Genomic DNA, 24,426 nt, shown 5'->3' with positions numbered 1-24,426 from the left:
ATTAGTACAATTACTTCACAATCGAGTAGGAGGCGCGTTACCGCGCCGACCTCTCACACCACCGTACGTACCGTTCGGTATACGGCGGTTCGAAAGTTTATGTAATAATTTGAATCAATTGTTTTAGTCCTTGTTTCAGCCAGTATTCTTTATTCATAGCTGAATCCAAGACAGGATTATTAGACGTTCTCCAATATCCCTTTCGGGAGTTTGCACATTTCCAAGCAGTAATTGAGTAGATGCCAAGATTCTTTAGGTTTCGGTATTTTGTTCTCGTTTTCTTCCATTCTTTCCATCGGCAGGCTCTCAATCTTCTTCTGATATGTGCGTCTAGTAAATATGTATATCTCTTTATATCAGCGATTTTGAAATAGTTCCCCCACCCTTGAATTAGTTGGTTTATCTTTTGAATGCGATATTCCATACTTACTCCCCAATTGCGGTTTGTGAGTTTCTTTAGCTTACCTTCAAACCTTTGTTTAGATTTCTTTGGCACGTACACCCTGACTTTTCCCTTACTTCGGTAGAAACTCATCCCTAAGAATATACGTGCTATCGGCTTTCCCACCGCACTTTTCTCTTCATTCACCTTGAGTTTTAGCTTCTTTTCTATGAAGTCGGTTATTCCACTTTTAACTCGTTCACCAGCTTTTTGACTTTTCACGTATATGTTGCAGTCGTCGGCGTAACGGACAAATTTATGCCCTCGTTTTTCAAGTTCTTTATCCAACTCATTTAAGATAATATTGCTAAGTAGTGGACTAAGTGGTCCTCCTTGTGGAGTACCTTCTTTATTTACAGACACAACACCATTTTCCAAGACTCCTGCTTGTAAATACCGACGTATAAGTTTTAATGTCGGTTTATCAGTAATGGTCTTAGCTACGATAGACATTAATTTATCGTGTTGTACTTTATCAAAGAATTTTTCTAGGTCCATATCTACAACATATTGGTACCCATCTTCGATGTATAATCTAGCCTGCTCAATAGCCTGATGAGCACTTTTATTAGGCCTAAATCCATAGCTATGAGGACTAAATTGCTTCTCAAAAATTGGGGTTAATACCTGAATAATTGCTTGCTGAATAACTCGATCGGTTACTGTAGGGATTCCTAAATTACGCTTCCCACCGTTAGGTTTTGGGATTTCTACCCTTCTAACTGCTCGAGGTTTATATTGCCCATCCCGTATAAGCCGAATGATTTCTTGTCCGTGTTCTTTCAAATGAAGGCGAGTAGCTTCTATATCTTTCTCATCGACTCCTGCTGCTCCTTTGTTTCTCCTTACCTTCTGGAAGGCTAGATTCATGTTCTCTCGACTTATAATTCTCTCAATTAATTCGTTATTATGTTCCATATCGTTCCCATGTTCTTGATTTTGCACAAAGAGAACTCCACTCTACAAAAGAGTTCGTCGGTTTCCGCCCTTCTAGCTCTATTGTAGTCTTACGATTGGCTGTGTCTTCGTTCCTTTGTAAAGTAGTCTAACATGGTCTCTCCTTTCGTTCCGTCCTTCTCAACCGGAAGGTTGATACTATGACATCGGCTGACTTCTCTTGATTCAGCTACTCATCACTAAGTAGGTTCCTTTCCAGGATATCAAGAGACCTCCCAGGGTAAGTTCATTCACTTTCTCCTCATATATCTGCCACATTTATTTACGGTTCATCTGGGGATATTTTGGACTTTGTTTTGTTTTGCAAACTCGTCCTGAAACGTAAACCTCAAATGTGATTCGTGTACCTCAGACCGAGGATTTGCCTAGGGCTTCCTTCAGATTCCGCGTCGCCACGGACACCCTTGCCTTTGGCTAATGGTTCGCATATCCCAACGCCCATAGCGGACTCTCACCGCCAAGTTAATGAACATGCCTGGCACACAAAATATGCATTAATCCTTTTTGAATTAACGCACCATCCCGTAAATTTAATATGCTCACTCTACATAACTTAATTTTACGAAAATTGCTCACACAAAGTTTCATTTTTCTTCAACTAAACTGCTTCGTGCTTACACAAATCTATTTTTGGTCAGATAATTTTTCGCCAATAAGAACTTTAAAAAGTTCTGCTGACGTATTCCTGTCTAGTTGAACGTACTTATTACCAGCGTCTATTATGAGTTCTACCTTGTCTTTATTTGGACTTATCCAAAGTTCATACAACACGGCTTTTGCTTCATTTTTAAATTGAAATGCAAATCTGTAATCAGCAGGACGTGCCATTTGTACCTTTGCTGTTTCCCAATCAATATTATCGATTATCTCCCTGATCTTTTGAACTTGTTGATGATTCGTAATTAATTTGAAGTCTTCATAATTATTTTCATCACCAATACGTTTCTGAACTTCAACGCTTTGTTCTTGGTTTGAACAACCTGCTATAAACATTGAAATTATTCCTATAAGGGCTATTACATTCATCATTTTCTTCAAGGCATCTCCCCCTTTTTAGTATAAGACGAGGACTTCTGGAAAAAGTTTCAAATTACTCTTCTATATCTATAAACTACAAAACTATACGAAAAGAGAGCCTTGAAGATAAGAAGAATTTTATATTTGTATCTATTAAATTTTTCAATCTCTCTTTGTTGAAGAACACCTTAATGTTTATTCCCCTGCTCTTTTAAAATACCTAAATATTCTTTCCAAGGACCCACGTCGGCCCTGTATCTCTCAGCCATAACCCTTACTATTTGGGCAATGTGTGTTAGATCATGAACAACCCAAGTTGAAAGCAGCTCTCTCATCTTCACTGTACCAAATGCAGGGTGTGAACCTTTCAACTCAAGATGAAGTTCAGGTTCAATAAGGGACTTAAGTTTAGTTATATTTTGCATTCTTATTGCTTTAAATTCCTGCAATTTCTCGTCTATTGACAGTTGAGATTTATTATTTAAGTGTGAATATCGTTCAAATGGAGGAAACGGTTTATTGCAACCTTCCTGAAGAATAAATTCTAATCTTGGTATCCAATTATTTTTCTCAGCCTCAATGAGGTGCTCCATTACTTCAACGGCATTCCAAGTACCTTCACCTTCATTACAGTGAAGCCATCCTTCTGATAAACCAGATAAGAAATACTCCAGCGTTTGTGGTGTACGCTCAAGCACCTCTATAGCTTCTTTCATGTTAAAATTCATACAACTCCTCCTTCTCATCATTAGCAACTTCCATTTACTATGATTATATCTCTTCAAACTCACCTATTATTACAAATAAAATGCTTTACCCCTATTGAAGTAAAGCAACCGAACTATAAGTGTATTTATTCACATTACAAACTGATTATCCTAGACCGATATTAAAAACGGTAAAAAGATACAATCTATATTTTTATCATTCCTCACCAAACTTTACATCAAATAAATAATCAGATGGTTCAGTACCTTCGAAGCTTTCTTCTGTTATATTTCCTTGGTCATTTCTTTTTTCTCCCGTTTTCTTCATTGCGTATGTTGAAATATAAAAGGCTTCAACTGGTAACTGTTCATTATCTAATATTTTTATTTCTCCATTTGACAAGTAAAAATGAGTTCCATTTTCTACTGCATAATTCATTCGTTCTCCTGTACTTCGTATCACATAGGAAGAAAAGTCACCCTTTGCATGAGTAATATCTTTAATACCAAGAAGATTAAGATGTTCAAAGAATTGTTCAGCTATTACTAATCGATTGTATTGGAGCCATGTATCAAGCTGACTATTCGTAACTCGATACCTACCCTCATCAATATCATAACGAATTTGATAAAGATTAAAACGATTGCCATTTTGTCCAAGTAGCTGCCAGCTTAAGTCTGTAATTCTACCATCTTTAACATATTCTACTTTAAAATTCTCAAGCCTTAAATTTTGGTTCTCTAGCTTTAATTCATCCTTAATTAGTTCATATTCATATTGAAAGTTCATCGTATATACTGAACCAAGTTCCCGTTCGATTAATATTGAGCGGCTTTGCCATTCATGAGTGGAAAACGGTAAAATCCAATGGACCAGTATAAATGTAAAAACACCAAAGATAGCTGCCATTCGTTTTACATCTACATTTAACGTTGGTCGAAAAAATAACAGGTACACTATAAACCCAAGAGGAAGTGGAATTTGATTGAAATTAAAGGTAAATGACCCTAATATAAAGTACCCAATTATTTTTAACGGAAAATTGGATTCTACTTCGTCCCTTTTTAAGACTAAAAATATAAAACTAACAATTAATATAACTGTGTACACAATAGATGCCATTTTTACCCCTATCTAGTAGGAAAACTCTTTGTTGGAAATCCGAGCTGAACAACTATTTTTTATCTCTGTGCATTAAGTTCAATTGAAAAAAAATCGCACTTAATAAAGATACTATTATTCCTAACATTACAGCATAGCCGGAAAATACTTCATTCCCCTCAAAAATACTACAAATAGCTATACCACCAATTCCACCAACAACCAAAACAGAATAATTAAAGCTCACCTCTCCAAGTCTAGTAAAACATTCGCATGAGCAAAGCACAAAAGAGATATATCATTAAACGAATATCAAAATAAAACTACTCGAATATATGCTGAGCCAAGTGGTCGTCTTAGGAAGGAGTTTTATCAAAAAAATATCTAACAAAATTAATGGAGCAACTTGTTTAAACAACTAATTGCTCCATTAAACTATTATTACAACCCGTTACCTGAATAAGAATTCACTAACGAATGAAAGCCAATTCTCTATTAACGAGAGCATCCTTTAGCCATTGAGGATGCATTTTCAATAAGTCTTGAGGTAGTTCTTCTGGATAAAAAAATTCTATTTCGAGTGACTCATCAGAATTACACCTAAGTTCCCCACCTGTAATTTCAGCAAGAAAACAAGTTGTTATAAAATGTACTACTTTACCATTGGGATAAGCAAATACCTGTGAATTCGGTTCAGAGTACACACCAATAATTTTTTTAATTTTTATCTCTAAATTGGTTTCCTCTTTTACTTCTCTGATAGCTGCTTCAGAAACCGTTTCCCCAATTTCTATATGTCCTGAAGGAATACCCCATAGTTCTACATCAGCTCTTTTCTGTAACAAAACTTGTTTTTCCTCATTAAAAATAATCACTGCTACTCCTGCCTTTAATTCATCAATATTTTTCATTTAATAAACCTCCCTTAAAATAATAAAAAAAGGTCCAAGGGAGAAAGGATTTCAACGCATATCAAATACGCTGAACCTTTCCCCTCGGACCTTTTATGTCAATAGGTGCCTTTTACGCTATTGTAAAAGATGTAGCCCTCGGTCACAAACCTACTTAGATAGTGGAACCCTAGCTAAAATTTTCCAGTTCATATTTATTTTACAACAATTACTCAGAAGATGAAAGATACTCTTTCACTAAACTGCCCTTGAGTTGAAAAGCCGATGTACTTCGTCTGCATTAGATAATTGTATCGTAATCCATACTGCACCTACATCAATCGTAGCACTAGCTTTAACACTATTTGAAATGACTCCCAAAGCATTCGCAAGTCTATCTACATCAGCAGATGGTACGCTTTTTACTTTTGGTTCGGGTAACGTGAGAAACCGTTTAACTTCATCAACAAAAATAGAAACTAACCCGCTACCACATACCTGAACTTCTATGAAGTGTAAATTCATTATTTACTAGGCTTCGTTCAAATCTAATTTACCCTTTGTGACTGATTCTCATTTAGCCATTTAGTAACTTGATCATGGTTATCCAATAAATCTTCATCTTGAATACTGAAACTTGTGGCAACACTTGCATCCGGTGCGAGTTCCTCAATACGTTCTATCGTATCACCTTCACCATACCCAGCATTGGTTGAAAAGGGATAAATCGTTTTTCCTGACAAATCAGAACCATGATCCATAAAAAAAGAGATCATAGGATTAGATAAAGTCATTGCCCAGGTTTGGTACCCTAAATAGACAGTATCGTATTGGGATAAATCAGGAATGTCTGTATTAATCTCAGGATATTCTTGATTATCTCTTTCTTCGTTAGCTCGTTCTACTGCTTGACTATAATCTGAAGGATATGGATCTGCAACTGTTAATTCCAGCATATCTCCACCGACTTCGTTGTAGATCATTCTCGCAAGATTTTGGGTGTTACCTGACCTTGAAAAGTAGATTATTATACTATTAGCATCATCTGAAATCATTCGTGTGGGCTCTTCTTGTGCATTCGTGTCCTCTCCATCTGATTGTGCTCCACGACCATACTCAGTGTCCTCAATTGGTAATGTGGAATCTTGAGTTCCTAAGGATAACCGAGTTTCAGAATGGTCATTTGTTGAACTTGATGGAGTTTCACTTGGTCCACTATTTTGACAGCCAACTAGAATGAAACTAAAAGCTAAACCAACTGATAAGATTACTTGCTTTATCATACTCACTTCCTTTTTCGGTATCCCTTTTCTAACCTTTTGATTACTTCTTGCTAGTCTTCTCCTTTTTCATCCTTTGTACAAATTTAAGCACATAATGAGTACCACTTATATAAATTCCCATTATGGCTAGATGATCTATTAAAAATCTAAGAGCGGAATCATCAGCACCCCAACCAAATGGATTATAGATCGTTAACTTGGAACTCATCTCTCTTTCAAAAGAAGCCTGCACACCGTAAATTACAATCATAACTGCGATAAAACGTAAGGTAATGGTGCGGATAGGATTAGTGTGTGTGAATCCACCCATCTTTCCTACTGCATTGATAATTGTTGTCCACGACATTCCTATATGTACTGCCATCAAGATAAATGCCCAATAGGATGTCAAAACATGTATTTCTCTCCATACCATGTCGTTATTGACAGGAATAATAGGGAATAAATCACTAGAAATTGGGAAGGAGCTTATCGTTATGGTTACCATAGACATAAGAAAAAGCAAATTGACCGTAATGCTTAAAACACGACGGATATTGTACTTTCCTTTAGCGATTGCCTTATACCATCTTCTATTCAAAATATTATGAACAACAAATAAAAGAAATAGGATAACCCCAACTACTTCATGAATTGTATTCCCAGTAATATGATAAGCCATTGCCACTAACATCAGAATGGTCATGGTTAAATCAATAACCAATCTAATTGCTATATTTTGATTCAAATGTTTCATCCTTTGCTTATTTTTATTAGATACAAGAGTTGTCGTTTAGCTTTCATTAAATAAAAATCTTATTCTACAAATCTATTCGTTTTTCAACTGATTAAGATGAAATGTCAAAAGAACATTTTGTATTATTTCACCTTTTTCCTGACCTTCTAATACAATATTCTCCTTACTATTCACATCGTTGGAAGGCGAGTTATCTAAGTGAGCTGCTACTTCTCTTACCTCCCATTCATCTGTAGGGACACTTGAGATTTGAGATTCTCTATTATCTTCATTTAAACCGGCAAGCTCTTCAAGATCAAAACTCTTCATTTCTTCCAGCTTATATAGAAAATCGTCTCTCTCTTGATTTGCGTGACAAGACATACAGCGACCAAGATCTTCCTGTTCATTTACAGTTCCATTGGGAGTGAAGTTCTGAAAAGCCCATTCTCCATTATGCTGTTCATCCAACAGTTGTGGGTCCAGGTCTGTGGCCTTTTTCATCACAAAGATTCGGTCAAGTTCATCATCCTCGTAAATGACAAGGGTAATTACAGTACCATTTGGAATTGGTTCACCATTCTGCACTGCCTCAATCGTTTCCCGACTCGTGAAAAGTTCCTCGTAAGCGTTTCCTCGTGTCACTGTAGTATAAAGAACTCCCTCTCGATAATCTTCAGGAAATTGGATAAGACTAGAACCGTCTTCCGTAGAATCTTCTTGGGAACCGTCCTCCGATGGCTCTTGTTGGGCATTATCGTTTTGTGAATCATCACCCGTCGATTCCTGTTGGACTGCATTATCATTATTGTTACTGCAAGCAATAAGAGATATAGACATCACCATCAAGATAAAGAGCATAAATAGTATTTTTTTCACACTTTTCCTCCCCCAAGGTTCTATACGACTACAAGACCAACAACTAGGTATTAATCATGGTCTGCAACCAACACCTTTATTTGATATTTTTATAAATAAAAAAATACCATTAAACAACTTATCAATTATTATGCAACAGTATATATAACGTCTGGTATCACAATCGTATCAAATGTTTGCCTAATCTTATCACAATCACTTATATAACAAGTAAATTGGCTTAATAAAACACCCTCGAGAAATAGGACAAATAGCAAATGAGTTCTAAGAAAAAAGTCGATGTTCCAAGTAGGAAATCGACTTTTTCTTGTTTATATGGAAACCGGTACTAAATCTCAAGCTTACGTGTACCAATCCACTTCACCATTTCAGGATCCCTGTGTGAAAAGAATAAGCTCTCTTTCGTATCTAACATGGCGATTTGGGCCATGTCCTCTTGGCTTAATTCAAAGTCGAAGATATTGAAGTTTTCGATGATTCTTTCCTTATGGACAGACTTTGGAATCGCAACGACTCCTCTTTGTGTAAGCCAACGTAAAACCACCTGAGCAACGGATTTATTATACTTTTCGGCTATGGACATCAGCGTTTCGTTCTGGAACATGTTATTTTTCCCTTCAGCAAATGGTCCCCATGACTCTATCTGAACATTGTTCTCTTTCATGAAGGCATGACTTTCTATTTGTTGGTTGAAAACATGTGTTTCAACTTGGTTAACCGCAGGAACAACATCATTATGAATGATTAAATCAATCAGGCGGTCTGGATGGAAGTTACTCACTCCTATAGCCTTAATTTTTCCTTGCGCGTACAGTTCTTCCATTGCTCGCCAAGAACCATGTATATCTCCAAAAGGCTGATGAATTAAATACAAATCCAAATATTCCAATTGAAGCCTTTCCATTGACTTTGCAACTGCCTTCTTTGTGCTCTCATAACCTGTATCCTGAACCCAAAGTTTCGTGGTTATAAACAATTCTTCTCTAGGAACACCACTCCGCTTGATTGCTCGGCCGACTGCTTCTTCATTTAGATAAGAGGCAGCAGTATCGATTAGACGATACCCTGCCATAATCGCATCATAAACAGCTTGTTCACATTCACTTTCATCTTGAATTTGAAAAACCCCAAAGCCTAGAATTGGTATTTCAACACCATTATTTAAAGTTACTTTTTGCATAAAAGTTCCTCCTGTTTGCATTTTAAATTTTTATTTCCCTACCCTATTTGCATATTCCGCTGGATATCGATCTCCCGAGATCTCAATTTTTGATAAGGCAGCATTCAAGTCAATGATTTCCTCAGGTCTCAGTTCAATATCAACTGCCTCAAGATTTTCTTCTAGACGATTCAATTTCCGAGTACCTGGAATTGGAACAACCCAAGGCTTCTGGGCAAGTACCCATGCAAGTGCAATTTGAGCAGGCGTTGCGTCTTTTTCTACAGCCATCTTTCTTACTATGTCGACCAATACCTGATTCGCTTCTATATTCTCTGGTTTAAAGCGAGGAACAACTCTACGGAAATCGGAGCTACTGAACGTTGCATCTTTTTTAATTGTTCCAGTAAGAAATCCCTTGCCCAATGGACTGAAAGGAACAAACCCGATTCCCAACTCTTCAAGGGTAGGAAACAGCTCATTCTCGGGACTTCTCCACATCATCGAAAATTCACTTTGAATAGCAGTAAGTGGGTGAACCGAGTGTGCACGGCGAATCGTCTCCACCCCTGCTTCAGAAAGTCCCCAATGTTTAATTTTACCTTCCTTGATTAGGTCTTGTATTACTCCGGCTACCTCTTCAATCGGAACACTCAGATCCACCCGATGCTGATAGTAAAGATCAATAGTGTCAACCTGAAGCCGTTTAAGCGAACCTTCAATGGATTGTTTAATTCGCTCCGGCTTACTGTCGAGAACCTGTTTGCCATTTTGTATTTGGATACCAAACTTAGTAGCAATAGCCACTTTCCCCTTGAATGGAGCAAGGGCTTCCCCAAGTAATTCCTCATTGACATATGGACCATATACCTCAGCAGTATCGAAGAAAGTAACCCCACGGTCAATTGCCTCGTGTATAAGCGAAATCATCTCTTTCTTTTCCGAAGAAGGACCGTAACCATAACTCATCCCCATGCAGCCAAGTCCGATGGAGGAAACTTGCAAGTCACTTTTTCCTAAGTTCCGTTTTTTCATGTACGATTCAACTCCTTACCCTTTTGTGGAGATGTAAGAATAAAAACTGTGACTCCCTTATTATGCAATAAAAAATAAGAAACCCTTATCCTAATCCTACTAAATCATTGCCTAATTATCTCAAATTGCTTACATTCTGAGAAAATATGTATTAGTATGGAATTAAAAATAAGGACACAAGGAGGCATATTATGACCAAACAAATCGATAAACAGCGAGTTGAATTGACCCAACTCATTGAGAGTCACACAGGTAATGACGGAATTCATCCGACTACTATTCCTTCTTTATCGTTCACTCGTTTCTCTGATTTAATAGGACCAAGTTACGGAGTTTATAAACCTTCATTATGCATAATTGTTCAAGGTAGGAAAGAGGTATTGCTCGCACAGGAGAGCTATGTGTACAGTCCTGCCGATTACCTTGTTGCATCGGTTAACCTCCCAATTACTGGACAAGTTACGGAAGCCTCTCCTGAAGTGCCTTATCTGGCTCTCAAACTGGAATTCACACCAAGTGAAATATTGGAGGTGTTACGTGAATTCGAAATGGGAGTTGACAAGAAGGAAAATGCTAAACGTGGGATGTATGTCAGCAAAATAGAAGCCTCTTTGCTAGATGCGGTAACAAGATTAGTTCGTTTGCTAGATACTCCGAAAGACATAAAGGTAATTGCTCCTCTTATTGTGAAAGAAATCATCTATAGGGTTTTGCAAGGAGAACATGGAGGTATGCTGAAACAAATAGCAATAGAAGGAAGTTCAACCCATCAAATCAGTGGTGCAATCGAACATATTATGAATAACTATGATAAATCATTAAAGATTGAGGAACTTGCGGAAATAGCAAATATGAGTGTTTCTTCCCTACATCGGCACTTTAAAGAAGTAACAGCAATGAGCCCCATTCAATTTCAGAAACAACTGAGACTGCAAGAAGCTCGTGGCTTGTTATTATCTGAGTCAGCAGATGCTGCAGATGTTGCATTTCGGGTAGGTTATGAAAGTCCTTCACAATTCAGCCGTGAATATTCGCGCAAGTTTGGCTTGCCACCAAAAGAAGATATTAAGCGTTTGAGAGGTAATGATGAAACAGCGCTAAACCTATAACCCCATCCAATAAATGGGGTTTTTTTTATGAAGAAGGATAATTCTCAAAAGGAATAGCTTAATAAACAATTTATGAACATTTTTACTTAGATTTTCATAGCACCTGTTTGATTGTTAAATACCCTTTTAAATGAATAGTATAAGTCTAATGACAATCACTCTTATATGACAGTTCTTGTAAAACTAATGCTTCCGTTTTGTTTAAAAACCTGCTCAATGCTATTCATTAAACCAATAAGTTGTTTTCAATGAAACTTTAATAGGAACCAGGATGACTATCGCTGATTCCTACCATAACGATCTAAGCCTATTTTACAAATAACTCTAATAACTCCTTGGCACTATGTACTTCATTATCTGGTTTATAGGTAGCATTAGTCGGTAAATCTTTCTTACGATGATTCATCCAGATCGCTTGCCAGCCTGCTTGTTTTGCTCCGATAATATCTTTTTCGAAATTATCTCCGATATACGCGGTTTTGGTTTGGTCAAGATCCAGTTTCTGTTCAATAAAATCAAATACTTCTCTTTTCGGTTTTGCATGACCAATCGTACCAGAAATAAATGTCATCTCCGCCGGAATCCACCGACTAAGGTTGAGTTGTTTGATTTTCATCGCTTGATGTTTTTCTTCACCATTTGTAAGAATCCCAAGCTGTTTCCCTTCCTTGTAAAGTACATTTAGTAGTTCTTCGACTTCCGGAAACAAGTTAATGTTTTTTTGTTCGTGCACATACGTTTCATGAAAAATAGTCGCTTTTTCCGTATCTATAGGGATGTTAAAATCTTTACAGGCAGCTATGATTCGTCCGGTTTGCCATTCAAATTGAGATATTTCACCTGCTTCACTTTGATCAAATAAAATCTCGCTATACTTACGACTAGCTTTATATAATTGATCGATTTCTTCGTCAGAAAATGGCTCTTGAAAAAGCTTCCTCACCGTTTTATGAAAAGATTGTGCTTGATCATATAGTGTATCATCGACATCAAAAATTATCGTATCCAATCTCATAGCCCTCCTTATATTATGATGATATCACTTACTTATCATCTAGAGAAGGCAGAGAGACACCTAACTACTCCCTTCATCTATAGTATAGGAACATTAAAATAAATAACAAAAAATAATATTATGGGAATAGAAGTGAGTAAGGCTATGATTGGTTTTTTGAAATGCAACCAAAGCATTGGAAAAAGGATTAAATTAAAAAGTACTGACCACCCAATTGTCCAACCATTATGGTGAGAAACTAAATTTAAATATTGTAAATTTATATATTCTATTAGTGAATATAAAGTTACCCAGAATAGAATCCAAATAATACTTTTATAAGTCCCCTTTGGGAATTTACTTAGGTATATCAACACTGTTGCTGGGTAGGCAACAAACATGATTAATAAAGAAATAATGGTATGGTTTGAAAGGAGATTTTCAGCTAATATACTCTCTTTATACTCCCACATTCTATAGTCATGACAAAGAACGTTGTAAAGTAAGTCGCCAAACCATAAAAACAATATTGTAGAATGGTACTCCCTCCAGTTCCTCCAATCACCCCATCTTAGTGACGCACCAAGAAATATTCCGTTAAAAATGAAATGCATGTAATCAGCTCCACATTTTTCTGATTACTATTTTATCCACAAATTGTAAAATGCATTTATCAATATTAATCAAAAGTAAAATCCTTTTCATGAAGACTTATTTGACTCTCATTTATATCTTCATCTTTTGCAGTAGTTAAACCCAACAATAGTCTTACATTTCATAGAAAAACAACATGTGAATTCACTCCCCGCCCCATTCTTTTGGAAAAAACTAGATTTTAGAACAAGGATTCGTTACTATATTTATAGAATATATTTATAGAGACCATTATTTAGGAAGGTGAATTATCCATGACAAAAGATTTAGGTCATAATTATTATAAAGAATTAATTGATTTAAAAGATGTAGAATTGATAGAATCTCAATTTCAAAGTTTACTAGATGTTTCAATCAATTCCGTTTCTGACCTTGAAAAGTGGTTACAAGAGGAAAAGGATTTAAAGATTAAGATCGATGAGGCTATGACAGGTCACCAAGTCGACTTCTACCGGAATACAGAGGATCCAGAAATTAAGTCGACCTATCTTCACGACCAGCAAGTCATTCAACCACTTTTAATGAAATATGAAGCAAAACTAAATGAGAAATGCTGTGAGTCTCCTTATTTTAATCAATTAGATGAAAAACGCTACGGCTTGATGCGACAAGTTCGCGAGTCCAAAGTGAAACTGTTCAGAGAAGAAAACATCCCATTGATGGTTAGAGAACAAGAGCTTTGTACAAAGTATAGTGAAATTATGGGAGGGTTAACGGTTGAATGGGAAGGAGAAGAAAAGCCTTTTCCGTTTATCCAATCTCAACTTGATAATCTCGACAGAGGCGTTCGAGAAAAAGCATATTACAAGATAGGTTCTGCGTTTCGTCAAATTAAGCCGGATATGGATGCCATCATGGACGAGCTCATTCAATTACGCCATCAAATCGCGTTAAATGCCGGTTTTGAAAATTATCGTGATTATATGTTTGTAGCCAAAAATCGTGAGTATAGTGTCCAAGATTGTTATGACTTTCATGAAAATGTAGAAAAACATATTATCCCAGCTTGGAATCGACTTGCAGATGTATTTAAGTCCAAGCTTGGTGTTGATACCTATCGCCCTTGGGACAACACTGCTAAATTGATGAAAAAGCCACCATACGCTGAGGTGTCTTCCCTTATGGATGGTGTTTCTGAAATGTTAGGAAAGACAGATCCCTATTTTTCAGAACGTTTCGATTACATGAGAGAAAATGGGTTATTAGATCTTGGAGATCGAAAAGGAAAAAGCCCAGGTGGTTTCTGTACCTCCCTACCTGTCTCAGGAGATACCTTTGTTTTTGCGAACTTTAGTCCATCCTTTTTCTCACTGATTGCATTAATTCATGAAATGGGACATGCGGTGAATGGATACCTCCAATTTTCTGAACATGGACCTACAGAAGACTACCAGCACCGTATGGAAGTAGCTGAACTGTATTCTCATGGAATGGAATTGCTTTTATTGGATAAATTAGATCAGTTTTATCCAGAGGAAGAGAATTTTCATAGCGCACAGCGAGAAGAGTTAAGACGAGCATTTACCATGTTATATGGACCATTGTCAGGGGACCTCTTCCAGCATTGGATGTATACGAATCCTACCCACACGGCCAAAGAACGTGACGAAAAATACTATGAAATCGCAAAACGTTTTGGTTTAAACCCTGTCGATACTTCTGGACTAGAGGAAGAAATCGGAATGAGCTGGATAGGCACACTTCATTATTTCGAAGTTCCTTTCTATAATATTGAATACTCTATCTCGATGTTAGGTGCTTTAGAATTACTTGAGAATTATCAGAAGAACCCGGAGCAAGCTGTCGAAGCCTTTAAAAAAGGTGCAAGTGCGGATTACAATCAATCCATCGCAGCTATTTATAAAGAAACTGGGGTCAATTTTGATTTTTCAGAGCAGGCAGTTAAACGAATGGGTGAATTCCTAGAAAAAGTCATTCAAGACATCCGTTAATACCGTTGAAGCACGTTGATACGGACAAAAATCACATATTAATCACACCGATTTCACAACACTATTCACAATGCGAAAAGGGCTTAGAGAGAACTTCATCTCTAAACCCTTTTTTATATTATCTTATCGGTGCCAAAAGCTACACGTTAGTAATACATCTTAAACTCTATTTAAATGTGTATCTTTGAAATTAGTTGAATATTTAAGCCCGTAACCAATTGCTCTATCCATCCCTATATGAGCTGACCAAATTAACCCTACTGCCAACACAAATTGATTCGTTAGGAGTAAACCTACTATTACAATAGTAATCGACAAACTATAAGTATGAAAAATATTATAGCATTTTGCTCCAACATTAATGTTAATCAAATACCCTATCATTGAAATGTCAGGTGCTAACAATAATATAAAAAACATCCACCAACTGTACTCATTATACGAATAAAGATATACACTTAACACGAAAACTGCCAACCCTTCAATGTGTAACATAATTTTATTCAATTCTGTTTCCCCTCCCTTTTCAATATAGTGACTTCATGTTTATTACATAAAGTAAATCTCCCTTGTTAAAGATTACTACTCGTTAGCTAAATTATTTCATAAAATTTACAATAGTCTTGAAAATATTTTAACATAAATATCCAAATATATTGATAATAATCATACATTTCACTTGCTAAATCACAACAAAATCGCACGGTGAATTTCATTTGAAAACGCGTGCGATTTTGTTTAAATATGTAATTGTTTGAATCTCTAAAGTAAAGCCGTTAGTGTTTCCCCTCATACACGAGCGAACCTTATTTTAAGGTAATCTTACAACCACCCTTAGTATCTGCACCTATCAGCTTAACCGAATGCTTGTTGCTTTCTGCTTCAAAACTGAATTCACCTGTATCACTGGAAGTAAAGCTTTTCGAAAAAAATTCTCCCTTCATACTTCTTAATTCGATTGTTAAAGTTCCTCTTTCTACAACGACCGAATATGTCAAAGTGAACCGATGTCCTTCGCTCAAATCAAAGTAATAATATTCGATCCCATCAAACTTCTTATAAGATACATCTACATGGTCTTGTGACCGCTTCATCACATATTTGCCGTAAGTATTAATTGTAAAACGAATTAGTCCCTTTTTAGAAAGTACTACAAATATAATAATGAGCACACCGACTACGATAAGTTCTTCCATCTCCGCCATCCACCCATTTCTTTATCTCTTTTGTATCAACACGATGCATTAAGCTAATTCCTTTTTGGTCAATGTTTTAGAGGGCTCCAAGAAAGCAGTACATCAGAGTAAATATAAAAATAAATGTTAAAACTGGTCCTAATACATCTTGTCTATGCGTACTTTTTCCATACTTTAAATTCTTTAAAAAAGTAGTAAAATTAATAAACCACAAAACTCCTAATAACGGTATGACAAGTAAAAGCATAAATAACATAGATTCGTCCTCACTTCCAATTTCCCAAAAACGTATTCTATTAATCTGCACCGAGAGTTTAATAACCTATTATGAATAGACGTTTTTAAATACCCAGTTCTTAAAGGATTGATATGATTGTTCTTGTAATGGCTTCGGGTAAGACATCAATACAAGTGAAACGGGGCTTTGCCCTTTTGCAAGTGCTGGCTGAACATAACCCCACTTACTAAGTTGAATAGAATTTTGAACCTCCCACGACTAAAGTCGCAGGATTCCTACGCTATTCCTCCTATCGGAGAAAGGATTAGTAGGCTATCCCCGTATGTTCCTACGGTTTAGCGTTGTTATGCTGAAAAGAGTCTTTTGCCTTCGGTAAGAAGATTGTAGCTCGCATTTAAGTCCCTTTGATGATGTGCGGAACACGATGGACATATCCATTCACGCAAGTTGAGGTTTTTGACCTCTTTATGTTGATATCCGCAACAAGAACATAGTTGGCTACTGGGGAAATTCTTCGCAACCGTAACTAGTTGCTTGCCGTACCATTTGCATTTGTACTCCAACATCGTGCGGAATTCTGCCCATGATACCTCACTGATCCCTTTTGCTAAATGATGATTTTTGAGCATATTGGAAACTTGCAAATCTTCTAAACAAATCAAGTCGTGGTTTTTGACTAATTCCGTTGAGACTTTTTGCAAGAAATCCTTTCTGGCATTGGCTATTCGCTCATGAATGCCAGCCACTTTGATGCGTTGCTTATTCCACTTGGCAGAACCCTCAATTCTTCTCGATAGGGTGCGTTGTTCCTTATGGAGTTTCCTTTCCATTTTTCGTAAGAAATGTGGATTCTCGTAAATTTTCCCATCGGAGCAAACCGCAAAGTCCTTTAATCCAAGATCCACACCCACTTCCTGATTGGTTTTAGGGAGGGACTGAATATCTACCTTTGCCACAATGGAGATGAAGTATTTTCCTGAAGGGCTTCTTCTAATGGTGGCATTGATAATACGCCCCTCCACCTCACGACTTTTTGCGAATGAAACCAAACCCAACTTAGGCAATTTCAATTTATTTCCTTTGATTTCAATATTTCCATTGGTGTATTTCGTTGTATACGATTGGACAGGGTTCTTTTTACTTTTAAAACGTGGAACCTTGTTTTGCTTTTTATAATAGCGGGTATAGGAATCGCTAAGATTTTCAACAGCTTTTTGTAAAGCAATACTGTCCACTTCTTTCAAGAAGGGGTAATATTGTTTTAGTTGCTTTACAGCTTTAACCGATTCTTTTTTATTAAAGAATTCACCTTTCCACTTATTATGAGGGAACTGTCCGTTTTGAACCATCTCCTCAACGATATACCAGTAGTTGTCTTTGTCCTTTTGCTTTCCTAAAAAATGGTTAAAGACAAAACGGGTACACCCAATCGTTTTATTGATTAACGTAGCTTGCTCTTTGGTTGGATAGATGCGAAATCGATAGGCTTTATGATGATTCAAGATAGTGCACCTCCCATGGAAAGATATACCTTTATTATAGAACATATGTACTGATTTGAAAACAAAAAAAACAGTTCGATTCATCTCATGTCTAAAGACAAAAGTGTTTTCGAACTCCTCATAAAACTAAAACCATTAGTTCATCGTCAAAGTATTTATCTTCAACTCTTAATCCGTTTTTATCAATCCCATAGGTTTTAAATCCTAACGATTTATATAGATTTTTTGCAGGTTCATTACTTGAAGTTACGGTTAAATAAATTTGTTCAACCTCTTTTATTTCTTGAGCTTTTGTAATAGCTGCAGACATTAATTTTTTCCCAATTCCAAATTTACGATTCTCTGGATACACATACATAGCGACAATGTTTGCTCTATGTTTTGTTTTGATTTTTGTTTCTACTAGTAAAGTGACAACCCCGACAAGTTTGTTTTCGATAAAAGCTCCAAACGTAAAGATATGTTCTTGATTCAATCGGTTTATAAAACTTTCAAGAGGATATTCCTTTTCCTCTTCATAACTGGAACTAAATGCTTCTGGGTTTGCTTTTAAAGCGTTTAATCTTACTTCTCTATAAATTACTGCATCTTTGGGTTCGAGTATTTTAATTTCCATATGTAGTCCCCCTTCTCAACTTAAATGAATCTGCCCCGTTTGTTTAAGTAGGGTTATTCCCTTATTTTTTCTGTGGTTCTTAACTCACTGTTTCCAGTAAGATAGATAATTGAAGCACTTTCTAAACCTTTTGCGGTGTTTTTGTCTACTTCAATGACAAAGGTTTTGGGAGTTGCATCAGCAGTACAGTTACCACCCTTTTCTTTTAAATAAAAATTTATTTCTTTTTTATAATCATTTACCGTTGTGTCTTTTAATTTAAAAGGACAGGTTCCTGATTCTGATATACTTACAAAATAATAATCATAACGATCGAATTCTACTTTAGGGAGTTTCTCTTCCATATTAAAGTAATCCCAAGCCTTTTTTAACTGTGTTTCATTAGTGACTCTATAAACCAAAGATTTTATATTTGGGGATTCATTGGGTCTGCTCCCAATCTCATTTATGTCCGAAGGCTCGTTCTTTTCACTTACAATCACTTTTCCAAAATCGCTTGAACAACCTGTTAAAAGTACCATTAATAACGTAAGTACCCCAAGAAAAGACTTGGTTTTTTTCAAGTTTATCCCCCTTTTTAATATCGGTATTTAAGTAGCAGAGAAGACAAAGATTAGAAAAAATAGAATAATAGCAAGAGTAAAATAAATGATTCGTTTTTTACTCATAAGTCACACCCTTTTATTTCACAAATTTTCCATTAATTACATTTTACAACATGATAATTAAGAATCCCATTAAAACTTTAAATGACACCTTATATGCGGGAATCCCCTTTAAGAAGCTTTACATTTACTCCCTTCACAAAATTCTTTATTACAGGATTTAAGGATTTATTACCAAATGTTTCAATCTTGTTATAAAAATTAAGAAACAGTACATAGGTTTCTTTTTCGTACGATTAACTTTATAATGGCGGACAAGATGATTTTTTTAGTTAAAAATTATACTTGTTGCTTAAGGAAGGAGTTTGACAATGAAAAAAATGATGTTTACATTCGTAACCGGTTTAATGGCTGTTGTTTTAGCAGCATGCGGAGGAAATGAAGAAAGTAAAGTTGATGAAAATAATGATAAAGCAAAGACAGAGGTAACTGAACAACAGAAGCAAATGGAAGAAATGCAAAAGAAATTAGCAGCACAACAAATAGATGAAAAGAAAACGGTCGCCATCGTTAATGATACAAAAATTCTAGGAAGCGACTATAATGGCATTTTATCATCTATACAAGGACAAATGCAGCAAATGGGACAAGATCCGACTTCTAAAGAAGCGGCAGATCAAGTGAAAAACCAAACCATTGACAGCTTAGTCGGACAAACACTTCTTCTTCAAGAGGCAGATAAAAAAAGTTATAAAGTTTCAGAGGCAGATATTCAGAAGCGGCTTGACGAAGTAAAAAAACAGTTTAAAACAGAAAAAGAATTCGAATCTGCTCTTAAAAAATCAGGCATGGATATGAAAACTCTTGAAACTCAAATAGCCGACGGACTTAAACTTAACCAGTACGTTGAGAAAGAAATTCCTGCTGGTGAAATAACCGATGAAGAAATTCAAAAAACGTATGATCAATATGCAGAACAAGGAAAGACTACTGGACAAGAAATTCCAAAGCTTGAAGAAGTCAAACCGCAAATCGAAAAATCTCTGCAACAGCAAAAACAGCAAGAAAAACTCGCTCAGCATGTTGAGGAGTTAAAGAAAAACGCAAAGATTGATATTAAGATTTAAGATGTTACACACAAAAACTATACCCCTTCAGAGGAAAAAGAAGATGAACTCTACTACAAACATGTAGTGTTCATCTTCTTTTTTATTTATAGTTCCTCCATTAAACATCAGCAACACTTTACTTTTTCTCTTCGTTCTTACTTTTATCTGTTTAATGAGTGCGAATTATCCACCAATTATTTAACTTTAATTACAATTTTCCCTTTGGCATGATTTGTTTCACTTAACTCATGTGCTTTTTGTAACTCTTCTGCTGAAAAACCAAATACACTCCCCACTTGAGGCTTCAGTATTCCATTCTCAAGTAATTCCCCTAATTCACCTAGTTGTTTACCATTTGGCGTTAACCAATAGGAGCTTGCCGTTACTTGATGCTTTTCTATTAATGCTGGATCGGGTTGTCCGGCAATCGTTACTAGTCTGCCACCAGGTTTTAATATTTTGAAGCTTTTATTTAATATTTCGCCACCCATTGTATCAATGACCACATCATAATCACTTAATTCTTCTTCAAATTGTTGTGAACGGTAATTAATGAATTCATCCGCACCTAGATTTTTTACATATGCTTCATTTTTCTCACTCGCTGTTGTAGCAACATAGGCACCAAGATGTTTTGCCATTTGAATGGCCAAACTACCTACACCACCCGCTCCAGCGTGTATGAGTACTTTATCTCCTTGCTTGACTTTTGTTTTATCCACTAAACACTGCCAAGCGGTTAGACCTGCTAATGGAATAGAGGCAGCCTCTTCAAAGGTTAGGTTACTAGGCTTTTTGGCAAGCAATTCTTCATCCACAACTGTAAATTCCGCATATGTACCTCTAGGGGTTGTATCCGGTCGCGCAAAAACTTCATCCCCGACCTGAAAATCGTTCACGTCATCTCCAACTTCAACTATCTTACCAGCCACATCCCAGCCAAGGATTATAGGGAATGTCCAATCAAGCATTCCCTTCAAATACCCCGCACGAAGTTTCCAATCAATTGGATTAATGGAGGTTGCATAAACCTCAACAAGTACCTGGTTTGCTTTTATTTCTGGTTTCGGTAGCTCCTGCTCTACTAGCACATCTTTACTACCATATTCATTTATAATAACCGCACGCATGGAAAGCACTCCCTTTTTACAAAAATGTATTTAATCATAGTATCTGTTTCTTCCTGCGAAGTCATTCCTTTCTGTCAGAGTCTGATAAGGGAGGTGCCGCTCCCTTCCGTTGTTAAGTTAAAACACCCGTTGATGAAATAAGAAAAGTAATTTATATTAAACCTTCTCAAATTCACCACGAACCACTCGGCTCATATCAATAACTTGAATCATTTCATTATATAATTCTTCAATTCGCATATCCGAGTCTACTTTTTCCATTACTATATCATGATGATGTTTATTATTAAATGTAGAAACTGAGCACATCAACGTTTCATTTTCATGCAACTCTACCGATGCCTCCATCCCTTTACAACCATAGATCGCATCAATAAAGGTGCTCTGGAATGTCTCATCTTCAATAGCACCATATTCCTTATAAATAAGTGCAGCCTGTTTGTTAATTTCTATAAATCTATCCTTTTTATGTTTCAGGACTGGATAAAAATATAATACATTGTACATAAAAATCTCCCTTTCTGCGTTTACCATCTATAACAAAGCTACTTTTTCCTACTTGAAAAATGACACTCAATAACATTTAGTTTCTCAAAGCCCTCAAATAAATAAGCAATGATTGCTATGCACCACATAATACGAACAAATATCCTATTTGACCTTAAGAACAATCTTCCCCTTTGTACGTCCACTTTCAATGTGCCGGTGTGCCTCAACAATCTGTTCCAAAGAAAAACTTTTCTCAATGACAGGTTTTAATTTTTCTTCTTCCACAAGACCACTTAGGAATTCCAAATCTTTATCGTTTGGTTTCGTAAAATGAGTTTTTGCTTTCTTTCGACATAATATTGAACCAATCATCAATTGAAGAGGTTGAGTTCTAGGCGAAAATAAGTGTTCAGTAATATAAATACCATCCTCGGTTAAAGAGTTCATGCAACTGAAATAAGATCGCTTACCAACTGCATCCAGAATAATATCGTACTGAATCCCATTTTTCTTGAAATCTTCCTTGGTATAATCAAGAACATAATCTGCCCCAAGATCTTTAACCCAATCCAGATTGGATGTACTACAAACAGCTGTGACCTCAGCCCCAAAGTATTTCGCAAGTTGAACTGCAAAATGCCCTACTCCGCCAGATGCTCCATATATTAAGACTCTTTGCCCTTGCTTTACCTTTGCTACATCCCGCAACGCTTGTAATGCAGTTTGGGCAGCACACGGTATAGCAGCTGCTTCTTCAAAAGTTATGTTTTTTGGCATATGACTAAGGAAACTTTCACGTGGAGAGACATATTCAGAATGAGAACCGAAGCAACTCCCAAAAACATGATCACCCACCTTAAATTTACGAACACTATCACCAACTGCCTCAATCGTACCCGCAACATCTATGCCGAGTATCGGGTTTTTTGGTTTTGATAGTCCATTATCTATCCTTGTAGGATAATAACCTTTTCGGTATAGATAGTCTAAAGTATTAACAGAAGCACTGTGTACACGAATCAACACCCTATCTTGATCCTTGATAGATGGCTGTTCGACCTCTTTTATACCTATAACTTCAGGAGAGCCAAAAGTACTATATATAGCTGCTTTCACCTACATTACCTCCATAGTTCTATTTAGTTAGAACTTGTTATCTTAAGTCAATTTAATCTCTTTCCCATAAAAAAAGGCGAATGCGTATAAATAACAGCCTAAAATTAAGCAATGGCATCCACCCTACTACTAAAGTCACATTTTGTTATTTTGTTTATTTTCATATATTCTAGTAATCAACTTTTATAACCTTCTGAAAAAATTAAGTTTTTTAAAGGACAGAAGGCCAACGATTACTACTTCCCATTCTATAAAAAGTAAATACTACTTAATGGACTTATCGTCGTTAAATAATAGTTGATCTAACATAGTTGAATATTGTGCCGCAACGAGTGCTGCACCCGTACTATTTAAATGAATGCCGTCTAATGTTAAGTGAAGTCCTCGTTTTTTTGATAACCGGTCAATACTAGTTGGAGTTTTATAGAAGAGAACATCCACCATCACTCTCATAACGTTGATACTGAGGTAATCTGAACTAGTGACGTTAGAAAGGTGTTTCGCGAATACGGAATGCAAGTCTAAGAAACTTACATTTGGATGGTCTCTTGAGAGGGATTCGATGGTGGTAGATATGTTTTTTATTTCATTTTCATTTTGTGTAGTTTCACCCACTAAAGCTGGCGAAACTGTAACTACTTGTTTAGTAGATGAAAGAGCCATTTCTAATACTTTGTTATAAAACTCCCTAAATTCCTCGATATCTTTTGCAACAGGCTGTGCTTGGACTTTCAACAATTTGGAATAAACATCATTGACTCCAATCCAAAGGAAAATAAGATCATAGTTTGTTTCTAATTTTGTTTTGGTTAAACGGGCATGCAAACTTTTAACTGTTTCACCTGGTTTGCCAAGATTATCAAATGAAACACTTGGATAGTTTTCTTTTAAAATCTCCACAAAAGATACTCCAGGTCGACCTTCAGTTAAACTATCACCTATCAGACCAATTTTCATGGTTTAATTCCTCCTTTTCTATAAAACATACATCAGGTATAATTCTATGATTACTTTCGTTCCCTTTTTACCTTCCTCTTCTGCCAATCGGGCACGATTCGATCGCTTGCGTTCCCCATTTACCTGCCTCTACCGCCAATCGGGTATGATTCAAACACTTGCGCGTTTCCCTTTTACCTGCCCCTACCGCCAATCGGGCACGATTCGAACACTTGCGTTTCCCTTTCCTCTGCCTCAGTCGACAATCGGGTATGATTGCTATCAAGAGGCTCAAGTAGAATTTACCTGTTTAGTTAGTTCAAAAACATCATCAAAAGAGAGGGAAATAATGTTGCAACGAACAAAAGTAGAACTAAACCAGTAAACATATAAGTCACATATTTCTTTCTATTTACACCCTCTCTTAATTCCCACAAGCCAATTGTAATTAAATATAAACCTATCATTGAAATAATTACGGGTAGCATAACAAAAATATTCATCTATTGATCCCCTTTTATTATTTGTTTTCTTCACAGCTCATAGTTCATATTAACATAATATTCCAAATTAACATACGATTTTCATGCTTAT

General features: G+C 36.2%; 26 protein-coding genes. 3 read left to right on the top strand and 23 right to left on the bottom strand.

What is annotated here, in order from left to right; genetic code table 11:
• Positions 1 to 97: 97 nt before the first annotated feature.
• The 11 genes from ltrA to CKJ95_RS19500 form a co-directional block, all read right to left on the bottom strand.
• Positions 98 to 1,360, bottom strand: a complete 1,263-nt coding sequence (ltrA, locus tag CKJ95_RS19550; protein ID WP_099355173.1) for a group II intron reverse transcriptase/maturase — start codon at positions 1,358 to 1,360, stop codon at positions 98 to 100.
• A gap of 663 nt (positions 1,361 to 2,023) precedes the next feature.
• Entirely contained in the window at positions 2,024 to 2,428 is a 405-nt protein-coding gene (locus CKJ95_RS19545; RefSeq protein ID WP_099355172.1) for a hypothetical protein, read from the bottom strand.
• A gap of 176 nt (positions 2,429 to 2,604) precedes the next feature.
• A complete protein-coding gene (locus CKJ95_RS19540; protein WP_099355122.1) occupies positions 2,605 to 3,144 on the bottom strand; it encodes a DinB family protein in 540 nt (179 codons plus the stop codon).
• Positions 3,145 to 3,340: 196 nt separating this feature from the next.
• Complete coding sequence (locus tag CKJ95_RS19535; RefSeq protein ID WP_099355121.1) at positions 3,341 to 4,246, bottom strand: hypothetical protein; 906 nt, start codon at positions 4,244 to 4,246, stop codon at positions 3,341 to 3,343.
• 449 nt (positions 4,247 to 4,695) lie between these two features.
• Positions 4,696 to 5,136, bottom strand: a complete 441-nt coding sequence (locus CKJ95_RS19530) for an NUDIX domain-containing protein (protein ID WP_099355120.1) — start codon at positions 5,134 to 5,136, stop codon at positions 4,696 to 4,698.
• 237 nt (positions 5,137 to 5,373) lie between these two features.
• Positions 5,374 to 5,640 (bottom strand): hypothetical protein, encoded by a 267-nt coding sequence (locus CKJ95_RS19525; RefSeq protein ID WP_099355119.1) that lies wholly within the window; start codon positions 5,638 to 5,640, stop codon positions 5,374 to 5,376.
• Positions 5,641 to 5,663: 23 nt separating this feature from the next.
• Positions 5,664 to 6,398: a flavodoxin gene (locus CKJ95_RS19520; protein WP_099355118.1), complete on the bottom strand. Its 735-nt coding sequence runs from the start codon at positions 6,396 to 6,398 to the stop codon at positions 5,664 to 5,666.
• 40 nt (positions 6,399 to 6,438) lie between these two features.
• Entirely contained in the window at positions 6,439 to 7,125 is a 687-nt protein-coding gene (locus tag CKJ95_RS19515) for a DUF4405 domain-containing protein (RefSeq protein ID WP_099355117.1), read from the bottom strand.
• An 81-nt stretch (positions 7,126 to 7,206) separates the two neighbouring features.
• Positions 7,207 to 7,992: a cytochrome P460 family protein gene (locus tag CKJ95_RS19510; protein ID WP_099355116.1), complete on the bottom strand. Its 786-nt coding sequence runs from the start codon at positions 7,990 to 7,992 to the stop codon at positions 7,207 to 7,209.
• A gap of 328 nt (positions 7,993 to 8,320) precedes the next feature.
• Complete coding sequence (locus tag CKJ95_RS19505; protein WP_099355115.1) at positions 8,321 to 9,172, bottom strand: aldo/keto reductase; 852 nt, start codon at positions 9,170 to 9,172, stop codon at positions 8,321 to 8,323.
• Positions 9,173 to 9,202: 30 nt separating this feature from the next.
• Positions 9,203 to 10,186 (bottom strand): aldo/keto reductase, encoded by a 984-nt coding sequence (locus tag CKJ95_RS19500; protein WP_099355114.1) that lies wholly within the window; start codon positions 10,184 to 10,186, stop codon positions 9,203 to 9,205.
• 191 nt (positions 10,187 to 10,377) lie between these two features.
• Here CKJ95_RS19500 and CKJ95_RS19495 point away from each other — a divergent pair, with 191 nt between their 5' ends.
• Positions 10,378 to 11,295 (top strand): AraC family transcriptional regulator, encoded by a 918-nt coding sequence (locus CKJ95_RS19495; protein ID WP_099355113.1) that lies wholly within the window; start codon positions 10,378 to 10,380, stop codon positions 11,293 to 11,295.
• Between the two features lie 307 nt (positions 11,296 to 11,602).
• On the opposite strand, the gene CKJ95_RS19490 is transcribed toward CKJ95_RS19495, so the two are convergent.
• Positions 11,603 to 12,304 carry an HAD family hydrolase gene (locus CKJ95_RS19490; protein WP_099355112.1) on the bottom strand — a complete coding sequence of 234 codons (702 nt, stop codon included), beginning with the start codon at positions 12,302 to 12,304 and terminating at the stop codon, positions 11,603 to 11,605.
• A gap of 83 nt (positions 12,305 to 12,387) precedes the next feature.
• Positions 12,388 to 12,903: a CBO0543 family protein gene (locus CKJ95_RS24045; RefSeq protein ID WP_099355111.1), complete on the bottom strand. Its 516-nt coding sequence runs from the start codon at positions 12,901 to 12,903 to the stop codon at positions 12,388 to 12,390.
• 294 nt (positions 12,904 to 13,197) lie between these two features.
• Between CKJ95_RS24045 and CKJ95_RS19480 the strand changes: the two genes are divergently transcribed.
• Positions 13,198 to 14,895, top strand: coding sequence for a M3 family oligoendopeptidase (locus CKJ95_RS19480; RefSeq protein WP_099355110.1), 1,698 nt, complete (start codon positions 13,198 to 13,200; stop codon positions 14,893 to 14,895).
• Between the two features lie 159 nt (positions 14,896 to 15,054).
• Here CKJ95_RS19480 and CKJ95_RS19475 read toward each other — a convergent pair whose 3' ends face one another.
• The 5 genes from CKJ95_RS19475 to CKJ95_RS19450 form a co-directional block, all read right to left on the bottom strand.
• Positions 15,055 to 15,402, bottom strand: a complete 348-nt coding sequence (locus CKJ95_RS19475) for a DUF4260 domain-containing protein (RefSeq protein WP_099355109.1) — start codon at positions 15,400 to 15,402, stop codon at positions 15,055 to 15,057.
• Between the two features lie 299 nt (positions 15,403 to 15,701).
• On the bottom strand, positions 15,702 to 16,091 hold the full coding sequence (locus tag CKJ95_RS19470; RefSeq protein ID WP_099355108.1) for a hypothetical protein: 390 nt from the start codon (positions 16,089 to 16,091) through the stop codon (positions 15,702 to 15,704).
• A 582-nt stretch (positions 16,092 to 16,673) separates the two neighbouring features.
• Entirely contained in the window at positions 16,674 to 17,831 is a 1,158-nt protein-coding gene (gene tnpB, locus CKJ95_RS19460) for an IS200/IS605 family element RNA-guided endonuclease TnpB (RefSeq protein WP_099355106.1), read from the bottom strand.
• Between the two features lie 118 nt (positions 17,832 to 17,949).
• The gene (locus CKJ95_RS19455; RefSeq protein WP_099355105.1) at positions 17,950 to 18,447 is read right to left on the bottom strand and encodes a GNAT family N-acetyltransferase; all 498 of its coding nucleotides are present in this window, start codon (positions 18,445 to 18,447) and stop codon (positions 17,950 to 17,952) included.
• 53 nt (positions 18,448 to 18,500) lie between these two features.
• A complete protein-coding gene (locus CKJ95_RS19450) occupies positions 18,501 to 19,010 on the bottom strand; it encodes a hypothetical protein (RefSeq protein ID WP_099355104.1) in 510 nt (169 codons plus the stop codon).
• 413 nt (positions 19,011 to 19,423) lie between these two features.
• Here CKJ95_RS19450 and CKJ95_RS19445 point away from each other — a divergent pair, with 413 nt between their 5' ends.
• Positions 19,424 to 20,179 (top strand): SurA N-terminal domain-containing protein, encoded by a 756-nt coding sequence (locus CKJ95_RS19445; protein ID WP_099355103.1) that lies wholly within the window; start codon positions 19,424 to 19,426, stop codon positions 20,177 to 20,179.
• A 176-nt stretch (positions 20,180 to 20,355) separates the two neighbouring features.
• Here CKJ95_RS19445 and CKJ95_RS19440 read toward each other — a convergent pair whose 3' ends face one another.
• The 5 genes from CKJ95_RS19440 to CKJ95_RS19420 form a co-directional block, all read right to left on the bottom strand.
• Positions 20,356 to 21,291, bottom strand: coding sequence for an NADP-dependent oxidoreductase (locus tag CKJ95_RS19440; RefSeq protein WP_099355102.1), 936 nt, complete (start codon positions 21,289 to 21,291; stop codon positions 20,356 to 20,358).
• 156 nt (positions 21,292 to 21,447) lie between these two features.
• On the bottom strand, positions 21,448 to 21,798 hold the full coding sequence (locus tag CKJ95_RS19435) for a DUF1428 family protein (RefSeq protein ID WP_180271597.1): 351 nt from the start codon (positions 21,796 to 21,798) through the stop codon (positions 21,448 to 21,450).
• 144 nt (positions 21,799 to 21,942) lie between these two features.
• Positions 21,943 to 22,896 carry an NAD(P)-dependent alcohol dehydrogenase gene (locus tag CKJ95_RS19430; protein ID WP_099355100.1) on the bottom strand — a complete coding sequence of 318 codons (954 nt, stop codon included), beginning with the start codon at positions 22,894 to 22,896 and terminating at the stop codon, positions 21,943 to 21,945.
• Between the two features lie 264 nt (positions 22,897 to 23,160).
• Entirely contained in the window at positions 23,161 to 23,853 is a 693-nt protein-coding gene (locus CKJ95_RS19425; RefSeq protein ID WP_099355099.1) for an SGNH/GDSL hydrolase family protein, read from the bottom strand.
• 293 nt (positions 23,854 to 24,146) lie between these two features.
• Positions 24,147 to 24,335, bottom strand: a complete 189-nt coding sequence (locus CKJ95_RS19420) for a hypothetical protein (RefSeq protein WP_099355098.1) — start codon at positions 24,333 to 24,335, stop codon at positions 24,147 to 24,149.
• Between the last annotated feature and the right edge of the window lie 91 nt (positions 24,336 to 24,426).

This window comes from Fredinandcohnia onubensis, from assembly GCF_002734285.1.
In the GTDB taxonomy this organism is placed as follows: domain Bacteria; phylum Bacillota; class Bacilli; order Bacillales; family Bacillaceae_L; genus Ferdinandcohnia; species Ferdinandcohnia onubensis_A.
The sequence above is the reverse complement of the archived record's forward strand: the minus strand, read 5'-3'. Positions and strand labels throughout refer to the sequence as shown.

What these genes read in the sequence shown, in the direction of transcription:
- ltrA (WP_099355173.1), bottom strand. Translation starts at nt 1,360, where the DNA reads ATGGAACATAATAACGAATTAATTGAGAGAATTATAAGTCGAGAGAAC.
- CKJ95_RS19545 (WP_099355172.1), bottom strand. Translation starts at nt 2,428, where the DNA reads ATGATGAATGTAATAGCCCTTATAGGAATAATTTCAATGTTTATAGCA.
- CKJ95_RS19540 (WP_099355122.1), bottom strand. Translation starts at nt 3,144, where the DNA reads ATGAATTTTAACATGAAAGAAGCTATAGAGGTGCTTGAGCGTACACCA.
- CKJ95_RS19535 (WP_099355121.1), bottom strand. Translation starts at nt 4,246, where the DNA reads ATGGCATCTATTGTGTACACAGTTATATTAATTGTTAGTTTTATATTT.
- CKJ95_RS19530 (WP_099355120.1), bottom strand. Translation starts at nt 5,136, where the DNA reads ATGAAAAATATTGATGAATTAAAGGCAGGAGTAGCAGTGATTATTTTT.
- CKJ95_RS19525 (WP_099355119.1), bottom strand. Translation starts at nt 5,640, where the DNA reads ATGAATTTACACTTCATAGAAGTTCAGGTATGTGGTAGCGGGTTAGTT.
- CKJ95_RS19520 (WP_099355118.1), bottom strand. Translation starts at nt 6,398, where the DNA reads ATGATAAAGCAAGTAATCTTATCAGTTGGTTTAGCTTTTAGTTTCATT.
- CKJ95_RS19505 (WP_099355115.1), bottom strand. Translation starts at nt 9,172, where the DNA reads ATGCAAAAAGTAACTTTAAATAATGGTGTTGAAATACCAATTCTAGGC.
- CKJ95_RS19500 (WP_099355114.1), bottom strand. Translation starts at nt 10,186, where the DNA reads ATGAAAAAACGGAACTTAGGAAAAAGTGACTTGCAAGTTTCCTCCATC.
- CKJ95_RS19495 (WP_099355113.1), top strand. Translation starts at nt 10,378, where the DNA reads ATGACCAAACAAATCGATAAACAGCGAGTTGAATTGACCCAACTCATT.
- CKJ95_RS24045 (WP_099355111.1), bottom strand. Translation starts at nt 12,903, where the DNA reads ATGCATTTCATTTTTAACGGAATATTTCTTGGTGCGTCACTAAGATGG.
- CKJ95_RS19480 (WP_099355110.1), top strand. Translation starts at nt 13,198, where the DNA reads ATGACAAAAGATTTAGGTCATAATTATTATAAAGAATTAATTGATTTA.
- CKJ95_RS19470 (WP_099355108.1), bottom strand. Translation starts at nt 16,091, where the DNA reads ATGGAAGAACTTATCGTAGTCGGTGTGCTCATTATTATATTTGTAGTA.
- CKJ95_RS19455 (WP_099355105.1), bottom strand. Translation starts at nt 18,447, where the DNA reads ATGGAAATTAAAATACTCGAACCCAAAGATGCAGTAATTTATAGAGAA.
- CKJ95_RS19445 (WP_099355103.1), top strand. Translation starts at nt 19,424, where the DNA reads ATGAAAAAAATGATGTTTACATTCGTAACCGGTTTAATGGCTGTTGTT.
- CKJ95_RS19440 (WP_099355102.1), bottom strand. Translation starts at nt 21,291, where the DNA reads ATGCGTGCGGTTATTATAAATGAATATGGTAGTAAAGATGTGCTAGTA.
- CKJ95_RS19435 (WP_180271597.1), bottom strand. Translation starts at nt 21,798, where the DNA reads ATGTACAATGTATTATATTTTTATCCAGTCCTGAAACATAAAAAGGAT.
- CKJ95_RS19425 (WP_099355099.1), bottom strand. Translation starts at nt 23,853, where the DNA reads ATGAAAATTGGTCTGATAGGTGATAGTTTAACTGAAGGTCGACCTGGA.
- CKJ95_RS19420 (WP_099355098.1), bottom strand. Translation starts at nt 24,335, where the DNA reads ATGAATATTTTTGTTATGCTACCCGTAATTATTTCAATGATAGGTTTA.